At 50.9% G+C, this 15,347-nt stretch carries 3 protein-coding genes; all 3 read left to right on the plus strand.

The annotated features are described in order from the left end of the window. The first annotated feature begins 62 nt into the window (after positions 1–62). Genes K6Y21_RS02910 through K6Y21_RS02920 form a run of 3 tightly spaced genes read left to right on the plus strand, consistent with a single transcriptional unit; the run spans position 63 to position 15,284 of the window. A complete protein-coding gene (locus K6Y21_RS02910) occupies positions 63–7,574 on the plus strand; it encodes a type I polyketide synthase (protein ID WP_233070178.1) in 7,512 nt (2,503 codons plus the stop codon). Further along, positions 7,567–9,846 (plus strand): PfaB family protein, encoded by a 2,280-nt coding sequence (locus tag K6Y21_RS02915; protein ID WP_233070179.1) that lies wholly within the window; start codon positions 7,567–7,569, stop codon positions 9,844–9,846. The genes K6Y21_RS02910 and K6Y21_RS02915 overlap by 8 nt, the downstream gene beginning before the upstream one ends. Continuing rightward, on the plus strand, positions 9,846–15,284 hold the full coding sequence (locus tag K6Y21_RS02920; protein ID WP_233070180.1) for a hotdog fold thioesterase: 5,439 nt from the start codon (positions 9,846–9,848) through the stop codon (positions 15,282–15,284). The genes K6Y21_RS02915 and K6Y21_RS02920 overlap by 1 nt, the downstream gene beginning before the upstream one ends. The last annotated feature ends 63 nt before the right edge of the window (positions 15,285–15,347 follow it).

The raw sequence follows: 15,347 nt of genomic DNA on the forward strand, positions 1-15,347 counted from the left end.
TTTACCTTTGCACACCATAAAGAATCAGATCTTTTGTAAGATCGAGTGATAAGAGAAAATGAATGTCAACAATTGAGAAACAAGATAAAGCGCCCATTGCCATCGTCGGCATGGCTTCTTTGTTTGCCCAATCGGAAGATTTAGGTGCCTATTGGGACCTGATCCGAAATAAAATCGATGCCATTATCGATGTACCCGCCAGTCGCTGGCAAATCGACGATTATTATGATGCTGATAAATCAGCAGCTGACAAAGTCTATTGTCGTCGCGGTGGTTTTCTTCCCGACATTGATTTTGATCCGATGGAATATGGCTTACCGCCTAATATTCTAGAGCTCACGGATACCTCGCAATTACTTTCCTTGGTGGTGGCTAAAGACGCCTTAATTGATGCCGGCCTTGATGAAGCAAGCGCAGAGCAGCGTAATAAGATCGGCGTGGTACTGGGAGTCGGTGGTGGCCAAAAAATAAATCACAGCCTTAATGCCCGTTTACATTACCCCGTACTGAAAAAAGTGCTGCTTAATAGCGGCGTCAGTGAAGCCGATGCCACCATGGTGGTGGAAAAATTCAAAAGTCAGTACGTTCATTGGGAAGAAAACTCATTCCCTGGCTCACTGGGTAACGTGATCGCAGGGCGGATCGCCAACCGTTTTGATCTAGGTGGTATGAACTGTGTGGTCGACGCGGCTTGTGCCGGCTCATTGGCGGCCACAAAAATGGCTTTAAGTGAATTATGGGAAGGGCGCGCCGATGTGATGATCACGGGCGGTGTGTGCACCGATAACTCGCCGCAAATGTATATGAGCTTTTCAAAAACGCCTGCCTTTACCGAAAACTCGGTGGTGCAACCGTTCGACCAAGACTCTAAAGGCATGATGATAGGTGAAGGCATCGGTATGGTGGTGCTTAAACGCTTAAGTGATGCCGAGCGTGATGGCGACCGTATTTATGCTGTGGTCAAAGGGATAGGCACGTCATCCGATGGTAAATTTAAAAGCATCTACGCGCCGCGCCCAGAAGGCCAAGCCAAAGCCCTCAATCGCGCTTATGCCGATGCAGGATTCGCGCCCCATACCGTGGGTTTAATTGAAGCCCACGGCACAGGCACGGCCGCAGGCGATGTCGCTGAATTTGAAGGCCTAAGACAAGTTTTTGCAAAGGACAATCCGGTTAAGCAAGGCATTGCTCTAGGCAGCGTTAAATCGCAAATTGGCCACACTAAATCGACCGCGGGCACGGCGGGCTTTATCAAGGCCGCACTGGCGCTGCATCATAAGGTGTTGCCGCCTACCATTAACGTTAATCAGCCCAATCCTAAATTAAACATTAGCGAGTCGCCGTTTTACATTAACAGTGAAACCCGACCTTGGATCAAAGGGGCGCATCCACGCCGCGCTGGTATCAGCTCATTTGGTTTTGGTGGCACCAACTACCATGTGGCCCTTGAAGAATACACCTGTGAGCACGAGCAGGCTTATCGCTTGTATCGCGCTGGCGCCAGCGTGCTGTTTAAGGCTGATGATCGCAACCTTTTAATCGATGAGCTAAGCCGAGTTAGTAACCAAGTTAAGCAAGGCGAACTTGAGTTGGCTGAGTTATTAAGCCAATACGCGGTGCAGCCCGTTGCGACAAACCAGGCCCGTTTAGGTTTGTTTATCGACCTAAATCAAGATGTGGCCAAGCAATTGCAATTAGCCCTAACGGCATTGCAAACCCATCAGGCTAAGGCTTGGCAACAAGATAACGCGTTTTATCGCGAGCAGGGCGAAAACGTCAGCGGTAAAGTGGTCGCCCTTTATAGCGGCCAAGGCTCACAATACGTCAACATGGGCCAAAGTATTGCGCAAAACTACCCTGAATATCGCAACGTGCTCGCTCAATTTGACGCCTTGTTAACCGAGCAAGGCCAAGCCAGCCTCTCGAGCAAGGTAATGCCGATCCCGGTGTTTAACGCCAGTGATAAAAAAGCGCAGGCCGCCGCGCTGCAAGACACGCGTTTTGCTCAGCCAGCGATCGGAGCATTGAGCTGGAGCTTACATAAGCTAATGCAACAAGCCGGCTTTAGCGCCGATTTTTGCGCTGGCCATAGCTTTGGTGAGCTAACGGCGTTAGCGGCCAGTGGCGTGATCAGCGAAAGCGATTATCTAAGCTTATGTGTAGCGCGTGGTAGCGCCATGGCGGCAACACCAGCGGATCAAGACAGCGGCGCCATGATGGCGGTGGTGTTTAAAGGTCAAACGGGCGACGAGCTAGCAGCCAATACCCAAGCCTTAACCGATTTTATTGAACAAAGTGATCAGCTTTGGTTTGCCAATTACAATTCGCCCACCCAAATTGTGGTCGCCGGAACCAGCCAAGCCATTGATGACGCTTTAGTAGCTCTTAAGGCGAAGGGCATCAAAGGGGTTAAACTCCCTGTCTCGGCGGCGTTTCATACGCCGCTGGTGGAATTTGCTCAAGGCCCGTATGCCAAGGCCATTGAAGCCGTTAAGTTTAGCCCAGCTAAAACCGTATTAAGCGCCAATAGCACAGGTAAAAACCATGCCAAAGCGGCGGCTAAAATCAAACAAAGCTATCAGCAACATATGCTTAGCTCGGTGCGCTTTACGGATCAGTTAAACGATCTTTACGCGCAAGGCGCGCGCATTTTTGTTGAATTTGGCCCGAAAAACATCTTATCTCGCCTAGTGCAAGAAACCTTAACCGCAACCGATGTGGTCAGCATAGCGCTAAATGGCAACAGTGATTGCAGCGACAAACAGTTACAACTGGCTCATTTACAGCTAGCGGTTCTGGGCTTACCGCTAACACAATTAGACAAATATGCCCTGGCGCCAAAAGCCAAACCAAGCAAGGCCAAATCGCCATTAACCATCAAGTTAGGCGGTCAAAACTATTTAAGCGAAGCAACCAAATCCAACATGCAGCAGGCATTAGCCAATGGCCAAATCAGCCAGAGCGAGCCTAAAACCATCGAAGTGGTGAAAGAAGTGGTAAAAGAAGTGATCAAAGAAGTGCCTGTAGCGGTAAGTGAATCTGCCAACGCCCCAGTGACGGCACAATCTGCTCCTGCAGCGACAATTAATCCGATTGCGGATGCCATCTTGGCTCAGCAACAAGCATTAAGCCAAAGCATGGCGCAATATCAGCAGCAAAGCATGGCATTGCAACAGCAATTTTTAGAGCAACAAGCGCAGTTAAGTCATCGCTTGCTCGATACTTTATCAGGTCAAGCGCCTGTCTCTAGCCCAGCAATCGCTCCTGTAGCGCAAGTGCAAGTAACGGCACCTGTTGCAGTGCCAGTATCTGAGCCAGCCTTTATCGCCCCTGAGCCAAAAATGCCAACGGCATATCCAGTGAATGTGCCTGCGGCGCCAGTGGCCAGTAGCCCAGCACCTGTGGCTCCTTCTACCTCAGGTTTAAACTCAGGTTTAACCTCGGGGTTAACACTTGCCGAGATTGAGCAAACCATGTTGAACGTGGTGGCGGATAAAACCGGTTACCCAACCAATATGCTAGAGCTGAGCATGGACATGGAAGCCGACCTAGGCATAGATTCGATTAAGCGAGTTGAAATCCTAGGCACGGTACAAGACCAGCTGCCCACGCTGCCAACCCTAAACCCAGAAGATCTGGCCGAGCTTCGCACACTAGGCGAAATCGTTAATTACATGCAGGCGCAGCTGGGTGACGTTGTTCCCGCTAGTGTGGCTCAAACTGCAAACGTTGAAACGGCCAATACGTCGTCAACATCGCTCGATTTAACGACGATCCAACAAACCATGCTGTCGGTTGTGGCCGATAAAACCGGCTATCCAGCCAATATGCTAGAGCTCAGCATGGACATGGAAGCAGACCTTGGCATCGACTCGATCAAACGTGTTGAAATTCTAGGCACGGTGCAAGACCAACTGCCTTCGCTGCCTGCGCTAAACCCAGAAGATTTAGCCGAGCTAAGAACCTTAGGCGAAATCGTAAGCTATATGCAGGCGCAACTAGGCGATGTTGCCACTGCGCCAGTCAGCACGGCTAATAACGTTTCAGCTAATACCAACACAGTTAGCGGGGCCAGCCTAGATTTGGCCACTATCCAGCAAACCATGCTGTCGGTTGTTGCCGATAAAACCGGCTATCCTGCAAACATGCTAGAGCTAAGCATGGACATGGAAGCCGACCTTGGTATCGACTCGATTAAACGTGTTGAAATTCTAGGTACAGTGCAAGACCAACTGCCAAGCCTGCCTGCACTAAACCCAGAAGATTTAGCCGAGCTAAGAACCTTAGGTGAAATCGTCAGCTATATGCAGGCGCAACTGGGCGACACGGCACCGGCGCAAGTGATGACTAAAAATGACAGCAGCCTAGATTTGGCCACTATTCAACAAACCATGCTGACCGTGGTGGCGGATAAAACCGGCTATCCTGCCAACATGCTAGAGCTAAGCATGGACATGGAAGCAGACTTAGGCATCGACTCAATCAAGCGTGTTGAAATTCTAGGCACAGTGCAAGACCAACTGCCCTCGCTGCCTGCGCTAAACCCAGAAGATTTAGCCGAGCTAAGAACCTTGGGCGAAATCGTTAGCTATATGCAAGCGCAACTGGGCGACGTTGCCGATGCGCCAGTGAGCACCGCTAATACCAACGAAGACAGCAACCTAGATTTAGCCACCATAGAGCAAACCATGTTAACCGTGGTGGCCGATAAAACCGGCTATCCCGCCAACATGCTAGAGCTCACCATGGACATGGAAGCAGACCTTGGTATCGACTCAATCAAACGCGTTGAAATTCTAGGTACGGTGCAAGACCAACTGCCAAGTCTGCCTGCGCTAAACCCAGAAGATTTAGCCGAGCTTCGCACCTTGGGCGAAATCGTTGCCTATATGCAAGCCCAATTGGGTGATGAATCAGGCGCAGCGGCAACCAGCGATGCCGAGATTACTGAGCCAGCAAAGGAGACAAGTGTCCCTTTTCAATATGCCCTGATGACACCTCTTGCAGCGCCAAAGCAAGCTGAACTAAGTGCACATCAGGGCGAAGTGATCCTATTAACCGATGACGGCCACAATACCGGCCGAGTGGCAGAAAAGCTGCTCAGCAAAGGGTTAACCCCAGTGGTGATCAGCTTTGCTAAAGAAACGGTTAAAGCCAGCTCGGCGTTGAACAGTCAAATTGAACGCATTACCTTAGCAGATAACAGCGAAACCAGTATCAGTGAGCTGTGCCAGCAAGTGGTGGCCAATTACGCCAATATCACCGGCTTTGTGCATTTACAGCCAAGTGATTTTGTTAGCGCGCAATTTGCTAAGCCAAGTCAGCAAGTGCTGCAAGGTGTGTTTTTATTTGCCAAGCATTTAAAAGCCACCTTGGCCAAAGCTGGGGCGCGCTTTATTTGTGTTGTGCGCGGTGATGGCGGCTTAGGTTATAACAGCGGTTTAGCGAATGCCGAGCTGATGCAAATGGGCCTAGCGGGCTTATGTAAAACCCTAAAACAAGAATGGCCGCACACCTTATGTCGCGTGATTGATATCGACAGTGCTTTGGTTGGCAGTGAATTTGCGCGCTCGTTAACGGCTGAGCTGTTTGACCAAGACGTAAATCTAAGTGAAGTAGCCATCAATGCAACGGGTCGCTTTACCTTAGTCGCTCATCCGGCAGAAGCGGCCGTGCCCAGTGCGACACCGGCTGTCACCCCATCCGATGTCTTTATCGTTAGCGGCGGCGCCAAAGGCGTCACCAATGCCTGTGTGGTAGCGCTGGCTAAGGGCAGTCAAGCCAAATTTGTGCTGCTGGGGCGCTCTGAGCCAATCGCGATACCGCAGTGGGCGACGGGCTTAACCGAGGCAAGCGAGCTGCAACAAGCCGCCATGGTGTATTGTCAGCAACAAGGTCAAAAGCCAACGCCGGCCAGCTTGAAAAAGATGATCCAACCCGTCTTGTCACAACTTGAAATTGATGCCGGTATAGCCGCCATTGAACAAGCGGGTGGCATTGCCGAATACGTGGCTGCCGATGTGACCGACGCCGCCGCCATGGCGCGCGTGGTTGAGCAAACCAAGATGACCTTAGGCCCGATCACAGGTCTTATTCACGGCGCGGGTGTATTAGCCGATGGTTTAATCGAAAACAAAAAGCTCAGTGATTTTGAGCGTGTATTCGCGACCAAAATTGAAGGTCTACACGCCTTATTAAACGCGCTAGCGGGCAGTGAGTTAAAACACATCGCACTGTTTTCGTCGGCCGCGGGTTTTTATGGCAACAAGGGCCAATCGGATTACGCCATTGCTAACGAAATTTTAAATAAAACCGCCTTGGCATTAGCTAAGCAGCAACCTCAGGCTCAGGTATTTAGCTTTAACTGGGGGCCATGGGACGGCGGCATGGTGACGCCTGAGCTCAAACGCATGTTTGAGCAGCGCGGCGTGTATGTGATCCCCATCGAGGGCGGCGCGCAGTTGTTTGCGGATCATTTGTTAAGCACAACCAGTGACACCAATAAGGTGCAAGTGATCGTGGGCACCGACATGAGCGGCACTAAAGAGGACAGCGCGGCAAAAAAGCCCTTAGTGCAACAAGCCAATCTCACTCATAAAAGTGAAGGTTTGTTGCACGCAGCGCCAGCGTTAAATGCTCAGTACTTAAAAGAACAGTACCTAAATGAACAGTACTTAAATAAAGAGTACAGCGAAGCCAAAGTCATCGCGAAGCAAGGTTTTTTACGGGATCACCAAATCAATGGCAATCCCGTACTGCCTACGGTGTTTGCCACCGGCTGGATGGCGCAAGCTGCCCAGCGCTGGTTAACGAGTTGGCTAGTCACTGACATGTGTGATTATCAGTTGTTTAAAGGTGTGGTGCTAAGCAAAGAGCACGCCAGCGCGCAGCTGCAATTAACACTTGAAGTGATAGAAGTGCAAACAGACGAGATCACCTTGCAAGCGCGCATCAGCAGTGAGCAGCAAGGGCGTCAGGTGTTTCATTACGGTGCCAAGCTAACCTTGCGCCAACAAATGCCGTTTGAGTCTGTTAATAAAGCGCAGCTGGCATCATGGCAAGCCCAAAAAGGCAGCGCACTAGCTAGCACTTGGTATCAAGATGGCACCTTGTTTCATCAAAACCATTTTTGCATGTTAAAACAATGCATCAGTTTAGATGAGCAACAAGGCGTATTTATTGCCGAGCTTGATCCATGTGAAGCCGACTACTTTGCTGATTTTGATGGCCTGCATGGGGGTGACGAGCTCTGTAAAGAGATTAGCGGCAGTGCGTTATTGGCCGACGATTTGCTCTATCAAACCATGCTGGTTTGGGCCAAGGCCAAGCTGGGTAAAGCCAGTTTGCCGGTTGCTGCCGCTAAGGTGCGCTATTATCAGCGCCCGATTGCGGGCCAAGCCATGTATGTGGTTATCGACAAGGTGCAGGCTAACCGCAATGAGCTAATTGCCAACGTGGCACTCGTGGACGAAAGCGGGCAATTATTGGTGCAAATGGAGCAGGGTAAGGTGGTATTAACCCAAGTCCTTGGTGAAAAGGCAAACACCAAACAGGCAGTGACCAGCCTTGATTGATAGCAAGATCTCACCTTTCAATCAGGGCGCAGCCCAGAGCGGTACAGCATTAAATGTTAAGACCAAATGGGCGGTCACGGGACTACAGCTGGTTAGCCATGGGCTAACCCGCTGTGATTTCGACGACACTTCTAAAAACGCAAACGCAATGGCACTCGACTTAATGGCCGAGTTTGTGTTGCATCTGCGTGATTTGCCTGCGCGACATACCAAGGCGTGGCGACCTAGATCTGATATCAAGGCAACGGCTTTTATCACCGGCCAAGATGCGCTAGTGACGCTGTGCCAACGCTTGCTAACGAAATCCTTGCACACCCAAACGGCGCGAAGCGCTGCCGAGAATTGCGATAATCGGGCATCAATATTGCTGCCCGTGGCAAACTCATCCTTACCGACTTGGTTAGATAAGCAAAATGAGTCAAATAGAGCGATGGCGCTGGCCATTGAGCTTACGCCCATGCCGCAAGCCTTAGCCAACGGTTTACCGATTTTGGCGCGCTTAAGCCAGTGCCTAACAAATGAAGCCATTGATGATAAAACTGACCCAGCGGAGCTGCTTGCTATCAAAGCGGGCCATATTGATGATTTAGCCGCCGAGGTGTTTTATGCCCTGCAATCGTTAAAGCAGCGCGAGCAAGGGGCGACTTATTGGTATGCAGTAGCAGGTAAAACCCGCCAAGTCAGATTAGATTTAGCGCCCGCTAGCTACCACTCAATCCTATTTGAGCAAGGCAGCATGGCGCCAACGCCTTGGCCTTTGCTGGCTAGTCAAACGCCGAATGCGCCCCTTAGTTGGCAAGGCTTTTTACCCTTGCTGGCAAGCTCGCATGACGAACTGATTGCAAGGTTACACGCTTTTGCTGCGTTAGATGATGCCCAGCAACTTGCCTTTTGCCATCGCGCTTATCAGGAATTTCAAGCTCAGCAGCAAGGCTTTTTTAGCCAAAACGCTGACAGCTTATGTTTAGGTGAGAGTTCAGGTGCGAGTTCAAGTGCGAATTCTGGTGTGAGTGCTTGTGTGGCCATTGTCGTCGCGCCAGAGCGCAGTGAGATGGCGAAAGAGATCGCCGTGCTGATCAGCCGATTAAATGAATGGCCGCAGCATGACTTTGCCGCCATCACCACGCCCAGTGGCAGTGTGTGCCGTTATCTAAACGTTAATCAAGCGCAGCAGCTTAGGCCTGATCGCTTATGTTTTGTCTATCCCGGCGTGGGCACCTGTTATGTCGGTCAATTTGCCCAGCTGCATCGCTATTTCCCTGCGCTGTATCAAGCGCTTGATCAGCAAGGAGAGCTCGCCGAACTGCTGGCTAATGACGCGTTTGGCACTGATGGCCAAGGCACGGATAAGCTCACGACACTGGCGCAAGCGGGCGTGGGTAGCGCGTGGCTAGTCAGTCATTGGTTGGCCAAGTGGCAAGTGAAACCTAAGTTTGCTTTTGGCTATAGCCTAGGTGAAGTCAGCATGTGGGCGGGGCTCAATGTTTGGCAGCAGCCCAAGGTGCTGGGTGAGCGACTCCGGCAATCTAGCGCCTTTACCTCAGGCATTACTGGCGAACTAAACGGCGTCGCTAAGCTATGGCAACAAACGCCAATTAATTGGGCCAGTTATTCGGTGCGTTTACCAGCTAAGCTCACCCCTTGGCTCAATGATAACAACATTGACAGCGCTAAGGCATGGCTGGCCATCAATCACGGTGACAGCGGCATTTTGCAAGGGGACGCAGATACCTGTCAGCATTGGTTGCAGCAAAGTGGCTGTCGCGCCATTAAAGTGAATTTTGTTACCGCCATGCATACCCCAGCGGCGCGGTTTTATCAGGATGAAATAGCCGCTATTTTCCATTTGCCATTATCAGAGCAAGGAAAGGCTTGGGCTAAAACAACAGATGCGCCAAAGCTTTATTCCAGCGGCCAAATGCAGCCAGTCAGTTTTGATGCTGGCGCAATCAGCCAAAGCATTCGCGAGTGTTTTTGCCAGCCCCTTGATTTTGCCGCTTTAGCCCAGCGCGTTTATGATGCGGGCGCGCGGGTATTTATCGAAGTGGGCGCGGGGCGCAGTTGCACCACCTATTTAGACAAAATCTATCAAGGCCAAGGCCACCTTTGTTTAGCCACTAATAGCAAGAGGCAGAGCAGCTCGCGCAGTGTATTAGGTTTATTGGCGCAGCTGCTCAGCATAGGTTGCCCCGTCGATTTGTCGGGCCTTTTGTCGGGTAGAGCGGGCCCATCGCCATTTTTATTTTCTCAGTCACAGGACAGCGTAAATTAATGACCAGTATTGCCATCGTTGGTATCGCCCATGTATTTCCCGGTAGCCAAGATCTCAACACCTTTTGGCAAAACCTCAGTGAACAGCATGATGCTCGCCGTGAAGTCAGCGCTGCGCGCCAATCTGCCGATCCCAGCTTATTTGCCGGCAGCAAGGGGCAAAATGACAAACATTACTGCCATCGCGGCGGCTATATTGAAAACTTTGAGTTTGATGCCACTGGCTATCAGTTAACCCCAGAAGAATTAGCTGGGTTAGATTGTCACCAACATTGGCTATTACAAGTGTGCAAGCAGGCCTTATTGGATGCCAATGTCTCTCTTGGAAGCAACAAAAGCAGCGACATATCAAATGATATTTTAGCGCGCACCGGCTTGGTGCTTGGCGCCTTATCGTTTCCAACTCAGCAATCCAATCGGGTATTTTTACCTCTTTATCATCAGGCACTTGAGCAAGGCTTGCAGCAAGTTCTTGGCAGTGACTTTAAACTCGCGCCGTTTGACCTAGGGTTTGCCAATGGCCCAGTGGATCCTAAGCAAGGTTTAAGTGCGGGCTTTAGTGCTTCGCTGGTGGCCAATGCTTTGGGCCTTGGCGCAGGCCACTATGCCCTTGATGCCGCCTGTGCGTCATCCCTTTACAGCGTCAAGCTGGCCTGCGATGCCTTAACAGCAGGGCGCAGCGATCTAATGCTGGCGAGCGCGGTATCGGGTTCCGATCCGTTTTTTATCAATATGGGCTTTTCGATTTTTCAAGCCTATCCCGCCAATGGCATTTCTGCGCCCTTTGATCAGCAAAGCCAAGGCTTGTTTGCCGGTGAAGGCGCGGGTGTGTTAGTGCTAAAACGCCTAAGTGATGCCCAGCGCGATAAGGATCGCATTTACGCCACCATAGAGGGCGTGGGCTTATCCAATGATGGCCGCGGTCAATTTGTGCTTAGCCCCAACAGCAAAGGTCAAGTGCTGGCCTACCAACATGCGTATGAGCAAGCCAAACTCAGCCCAGCGCAAGTGGACTACGTTGAATGTCACGCCACGGGCACGCCGCTCGGTGACAAGGTTGAGCTAAATTCGATGTCGCAGTTTTTTGGTAATGGCGACAAGGTGCCCCATATCGGCTCGGTTAAAGGCAACATTGGTCACTTATTAACGGCTGCGGGCATGCCCAGTATTATCAAAGCCATTTGCGCCATGGAGCATGGCCAAATTCCTGCCAGCATCGGCATTAACGCGCCCATTAGCTCGGCCAATAAAGCTTGGGGCGAGTCTCAATTAGTGCGACAGTTACAGCCTTGGCCGGTGAACGAGAGTGCAAGGGAACAAGCTGCGCCTAAACGCGCGGGCGTGTCGGCATTTGGCTTTGGCGGGTGTAATGCCCACTTAGTGCTACAACAAGCGCCAAGCCAGAACAAGATTGACGACTTAACCAGTTCAAAAGCAACCCCAAAGACCGCAGCCAAACAAAGTGAGCTCTTGATCACCGGCTTGGCTTGTCATGTTGGGCGCGCTGAAAACATGGCGCAATTTGCCGAGCTACTCAGTGCCAACCAAGATGTGTTTCAGCCACTGCCTCCTTCGCGCTGGAAAGGCATGGAGCGCCAGCTACTGGCTGATAACCCACAAAACCCGCTAATGGGCGGATTTATCGACCAATTTGAACTGGATTTTATGCAGTTTAAGGTGCCACCTAATAATGATGACGCCTTGATCCCGCAGCAATTGTTAATGATGAAGGTAGCCGATCAAGCCCTGCGCGATGCCAAAGTCAATCAAGGCGACAAGGTCGCCGTGCTAGTGGCCATGACCGCTGAGCCTGAAACCCATCAATTTCGTGGCCGCGTGAATTTACAAACCCAGCTGGCGCCAAGTTTGGCGAAGGCGGGGATCACACTCAGCGATAAAGAGCAAAGCCAGCTGCAACAATTGGCCATGGATAGCGTATTAGGCGCGGCCAAGCTAAATCAATACACCAGCTTTATCGGCAACATCATGGCCTCGCGCATCGCTTCGCTCTGGGATTTCAACGGCCCGGCCTTTACTATCTCCGGTGAAGAGCATTCTGTGTATCACAGCTTGCAAGTTGCCCACGACTTATTAGTGCAAGGCGAGGTCGATGCCGTGGTTGTGGCCGCGGTGGACTTGGCTGGCAGCGCCGAAAATTACGCGTTACGGCAAATGCTGACGTCCGATTTTTATGGACACGTCAGTGACGGCGCCGGCGCTGTGGTGCTGCGTTTAGCTGATCCTGAAACTGAGCCAACAAACCAGCTCGGCTATGGCAAAATTGTCGACTTAGATTTTGCGCCTAAAGGACAGATCAACAATTGGCAAGTCAACAGCCAACCTTGGCAACAAGCGCTTAGCCTGTTTGATCTTGCAGGCTGCGACAGTCAGCACTTGTATCAGCAGCAACTGGCCTATTGCCAAGGGTTACATCCACAGGCACAAGGGATCCAAAGCGCCCAAGCTACGGGTCACTTATACGCCGCCAGCGGCATGTTTAGCTTGCTCAGCTTGTTAGTAAAGGGCTCTTTGGTAAATAGATCCGCAGCAGATACCAAAACTCAATCAAGCAAACTGGCGGCCAGTTATCAAGGCGCCATGGATGGCAGTTTAAGCCGCATTGTACTGCAAACCTTAGACGCGCCGGCGCGCCCATTTAGCCAACCCGAGGCCAACATAAAAGGCCTGATCAAGGCGGTCACCTTAGGTGGGCCATCGATTTCTAACACCATCACCGAGCAGGGAAAAACCTTGTCCAAACATGTTTTAACAACTGCGCAGCCAACCCTTGCCTATAGCGAACTGGTTGCCACACGCCAAGCAGGCCTAAACCAATTTGGCCAGCTCGTTCGCCAGCAAGGGAAACCTTGGCTTGGCGCTAGAACGCAAGCGGCTAAAACCTTTACAAGCAGCGCTGTCCAACCAAAAGCGGGCGAAATCTGGAATTACGCCGATCTGGTGGAATACTCAGAAGGCAGCATCGCCAAGGTATTTGGCCCAGATTACGCCATTATCGACAGCTACCCAAGGCGGGTGCGCTTGCCCACCACGGATTATTTATTGGTCTCGCGGGTAACCAAGCTTAACGCCACCATGAACCAATACAAACCCAGCACTATGACCACGGAATACGATATTCCGGTGGATGCGCCATTTTTGGTCGATGGGCAGATCCCGTGGGCGGTAGCGGTGGAATCCGGTCAATGTGATTTAATGCTGATCAGCTACCTAGGTATAGATTTTGAAAACAAAGGCGAGCGAGTCTATCGCTTACTCGATTGCACCTTAACCTTCTTAGACGATCTGCCCAAAGGCGGTGAAACCCTGCGTTACGACATCAGCATCAATCACTTTGCTCGCAATGGGGATACCTTGCTGTTTTTCTTCTCCTACGAATGTTTTGTCGGCGATAACATGGTGCTGAAAATGGACGGCGGCTGCGCTGGCTTTTTCACCGACCAAGAGTTGGCCGATGGCAAAGGGGTGATTAAAACCCAAGATGAGCTAAAGGCCTTGGCTAAGGTTGAAAAGCAGCGCTTTGAGCCGCTGTTAACTCACAAGGCGACCGCTTTTGATCGCAAAGCGATCAGTCACTTGATCCAAGGTGATTTAGCGGCTTGTTTTGGCCCTGAGTACCGTGCTAACCCAGGCTCTTCTTTGTGTTTCTCGTCAGAGAAATTCTTAATGATCGAGCAAGTGAGCAATATCGACATTCACGGAGGTCCTTGGGGTTTAGGTGAGCTGGTGGGTGAAAAAGAACTGGCGCCGGATCACTGGTATTTCCCATGTCACTTTAAAGATGATCAAGTGATGGCTGGATCATTAATGGCCGAAGGCTGTGGTCAATTGCTGCAGTTTTACATGATGTATCTGGGGCTGCATACCTTAGTGGATGATGCCAGATTTCAACCCATGGCCAATGAACCGCAAAAAGTGCGCTGTCGCGGCCAAGTATTACCGCAACATGGCCGCTTAGTTTATCGCATGCAAGTCACCGAAATTGGCGTGTCGCCCATGCCTTACGCCAAGGCCAATATCGACATTATCTTAAATGGCAAAGTGGTGGTGGACTTTAAAAACTTGGGCGTGATGATCAAGGGCAAGGTAGAATCAAAAGCCAAAACCAGTGCGCCGCTAATGGCGCAAATCCCGGATTTATCTGCGCCAACCATCAAGGGCGTGGTGCCATTAAAGCATGTGCCAGCGCCTGTGGTAGCAGGGGAAAATCGCGTTCCTGATACCTTACCGTTTACGCCATTTCATTTATTTGAATTTGCCACCGGTGATATTTGTCAGTGTTTCGGTGAAGACTATCGTATCTATGATGGCCTGATCCCACCGCGTACACCCTGTGGCGATTTGCAGCTCACCACCCGAGTGATTGACGTACAAGGTCAGCGCGGCGATTTAAAACATCCGGCGTCTTGTGTCGCCGAATACGATGTGCCGGCCGATGCGTGGTATTTTAAGGCCAACAGTCACCCAAGTTATATGCCGTATTCCATCTTGATGGAAATTTCGTTGCAGCCCAATGGGTTTATCTCGGGCTACATGGGCACCACCTTAGGGTTTCCCGGCACCGAGCTGTTCTTTAGAAACTTAGACGGTCAAGGCGAGCTACTGCGCGAGGTCGACTTACGCGGTAAAACCATAGTCAACGAATCGCTGCTCAAATCCACCGTGATCGCCGGTACCAACATTATTCAAAGTTTTGACTTTGTGCTGTCCACTGATGGCGAGCCTTTCTATCGCGGCAGCGCCGTGTTTGGTTATTTCAAAGCCGAGGCATTAACCCATCAGCTGGGCTTAGATAATGGCAAGGTGCGCCAAGCTTGGTATTTAGAGCAAGACGCGCAAACCTTAGGCACCAGCCAAATGCCGTTACGCATCGATCTGAGTGACAAACAAAACCCCTTGTTTGCCCTTGATCCTAAGCGACCTCATTATCGGCTTGCGGGCGGGCGGTTAAACTTTGTTGATACGGTTTATTTACTGCCAAACAGCGGCACCCATCAATTGGGCTATTGTTACGCCGAGCGCACTATCGATCCCAGTGATTGGTTCTTCCAATTCCATTTCCATCAAGATCCCGTGATGCCGGGCTCGTTGGGCGTTGAAGCCATTATTGAAGTGATGCAAGTATTTGCCCTAAACCAAGATTTAGGCGATAAGCTGATTTCACCGCGATTTATGCCGCTGCTGAGTAACGTGAAGTGGAAATACCGCGGCCAAATTAACCCGCTAAACACCTTGATGAATATTAACGTGCAGATCACTAACGTGATCCGCGAGCCAAATCAAGTCACCTTGATTGCCAACGCCGATTTATCTAAAGACGGTCTGCGCATTTATGAAGTGACCGACATTGCACTTTGCATCAAAGCAAGCGAAACAGATAAGGGCAGTGCATCTAGCGACTGCGCTAATAAGAGCGAATAATCATGACCACAAATACACTAGCATTTACCCCTAACAACCAAGCCGAGCTGCGCGAGCTTGCGC

The sequence above is a fragment of the Motilimonas eburnea genome (genome assembly GCF_021295345.1).
Classification (GTDB): domain Bacteria; phylum Pseudomonadota; class Gammaproteobacteria; order Enterobacterales; family CBDFNC01; genus Motilimonas; species Motilimonas eburnea.

What these genes read in the sequence shown, in the direction of transcription:
- K6Y21_RS02910 (WP_233070178.1), top strand. Translation starts at nt 63, where the DNA reads ATGTCAACAATTGAGAAACAAGATAAAGCGCCCATTGCCATCGTCGGC.
- K6Y21_RS02920 (WP_233070180.1), top strand. Translation starts at nt 9,846, where the DNA reads ATGACCAGTATTGCCATCGTTGGTATCGCCCATGTATTTCCCGGTAGC.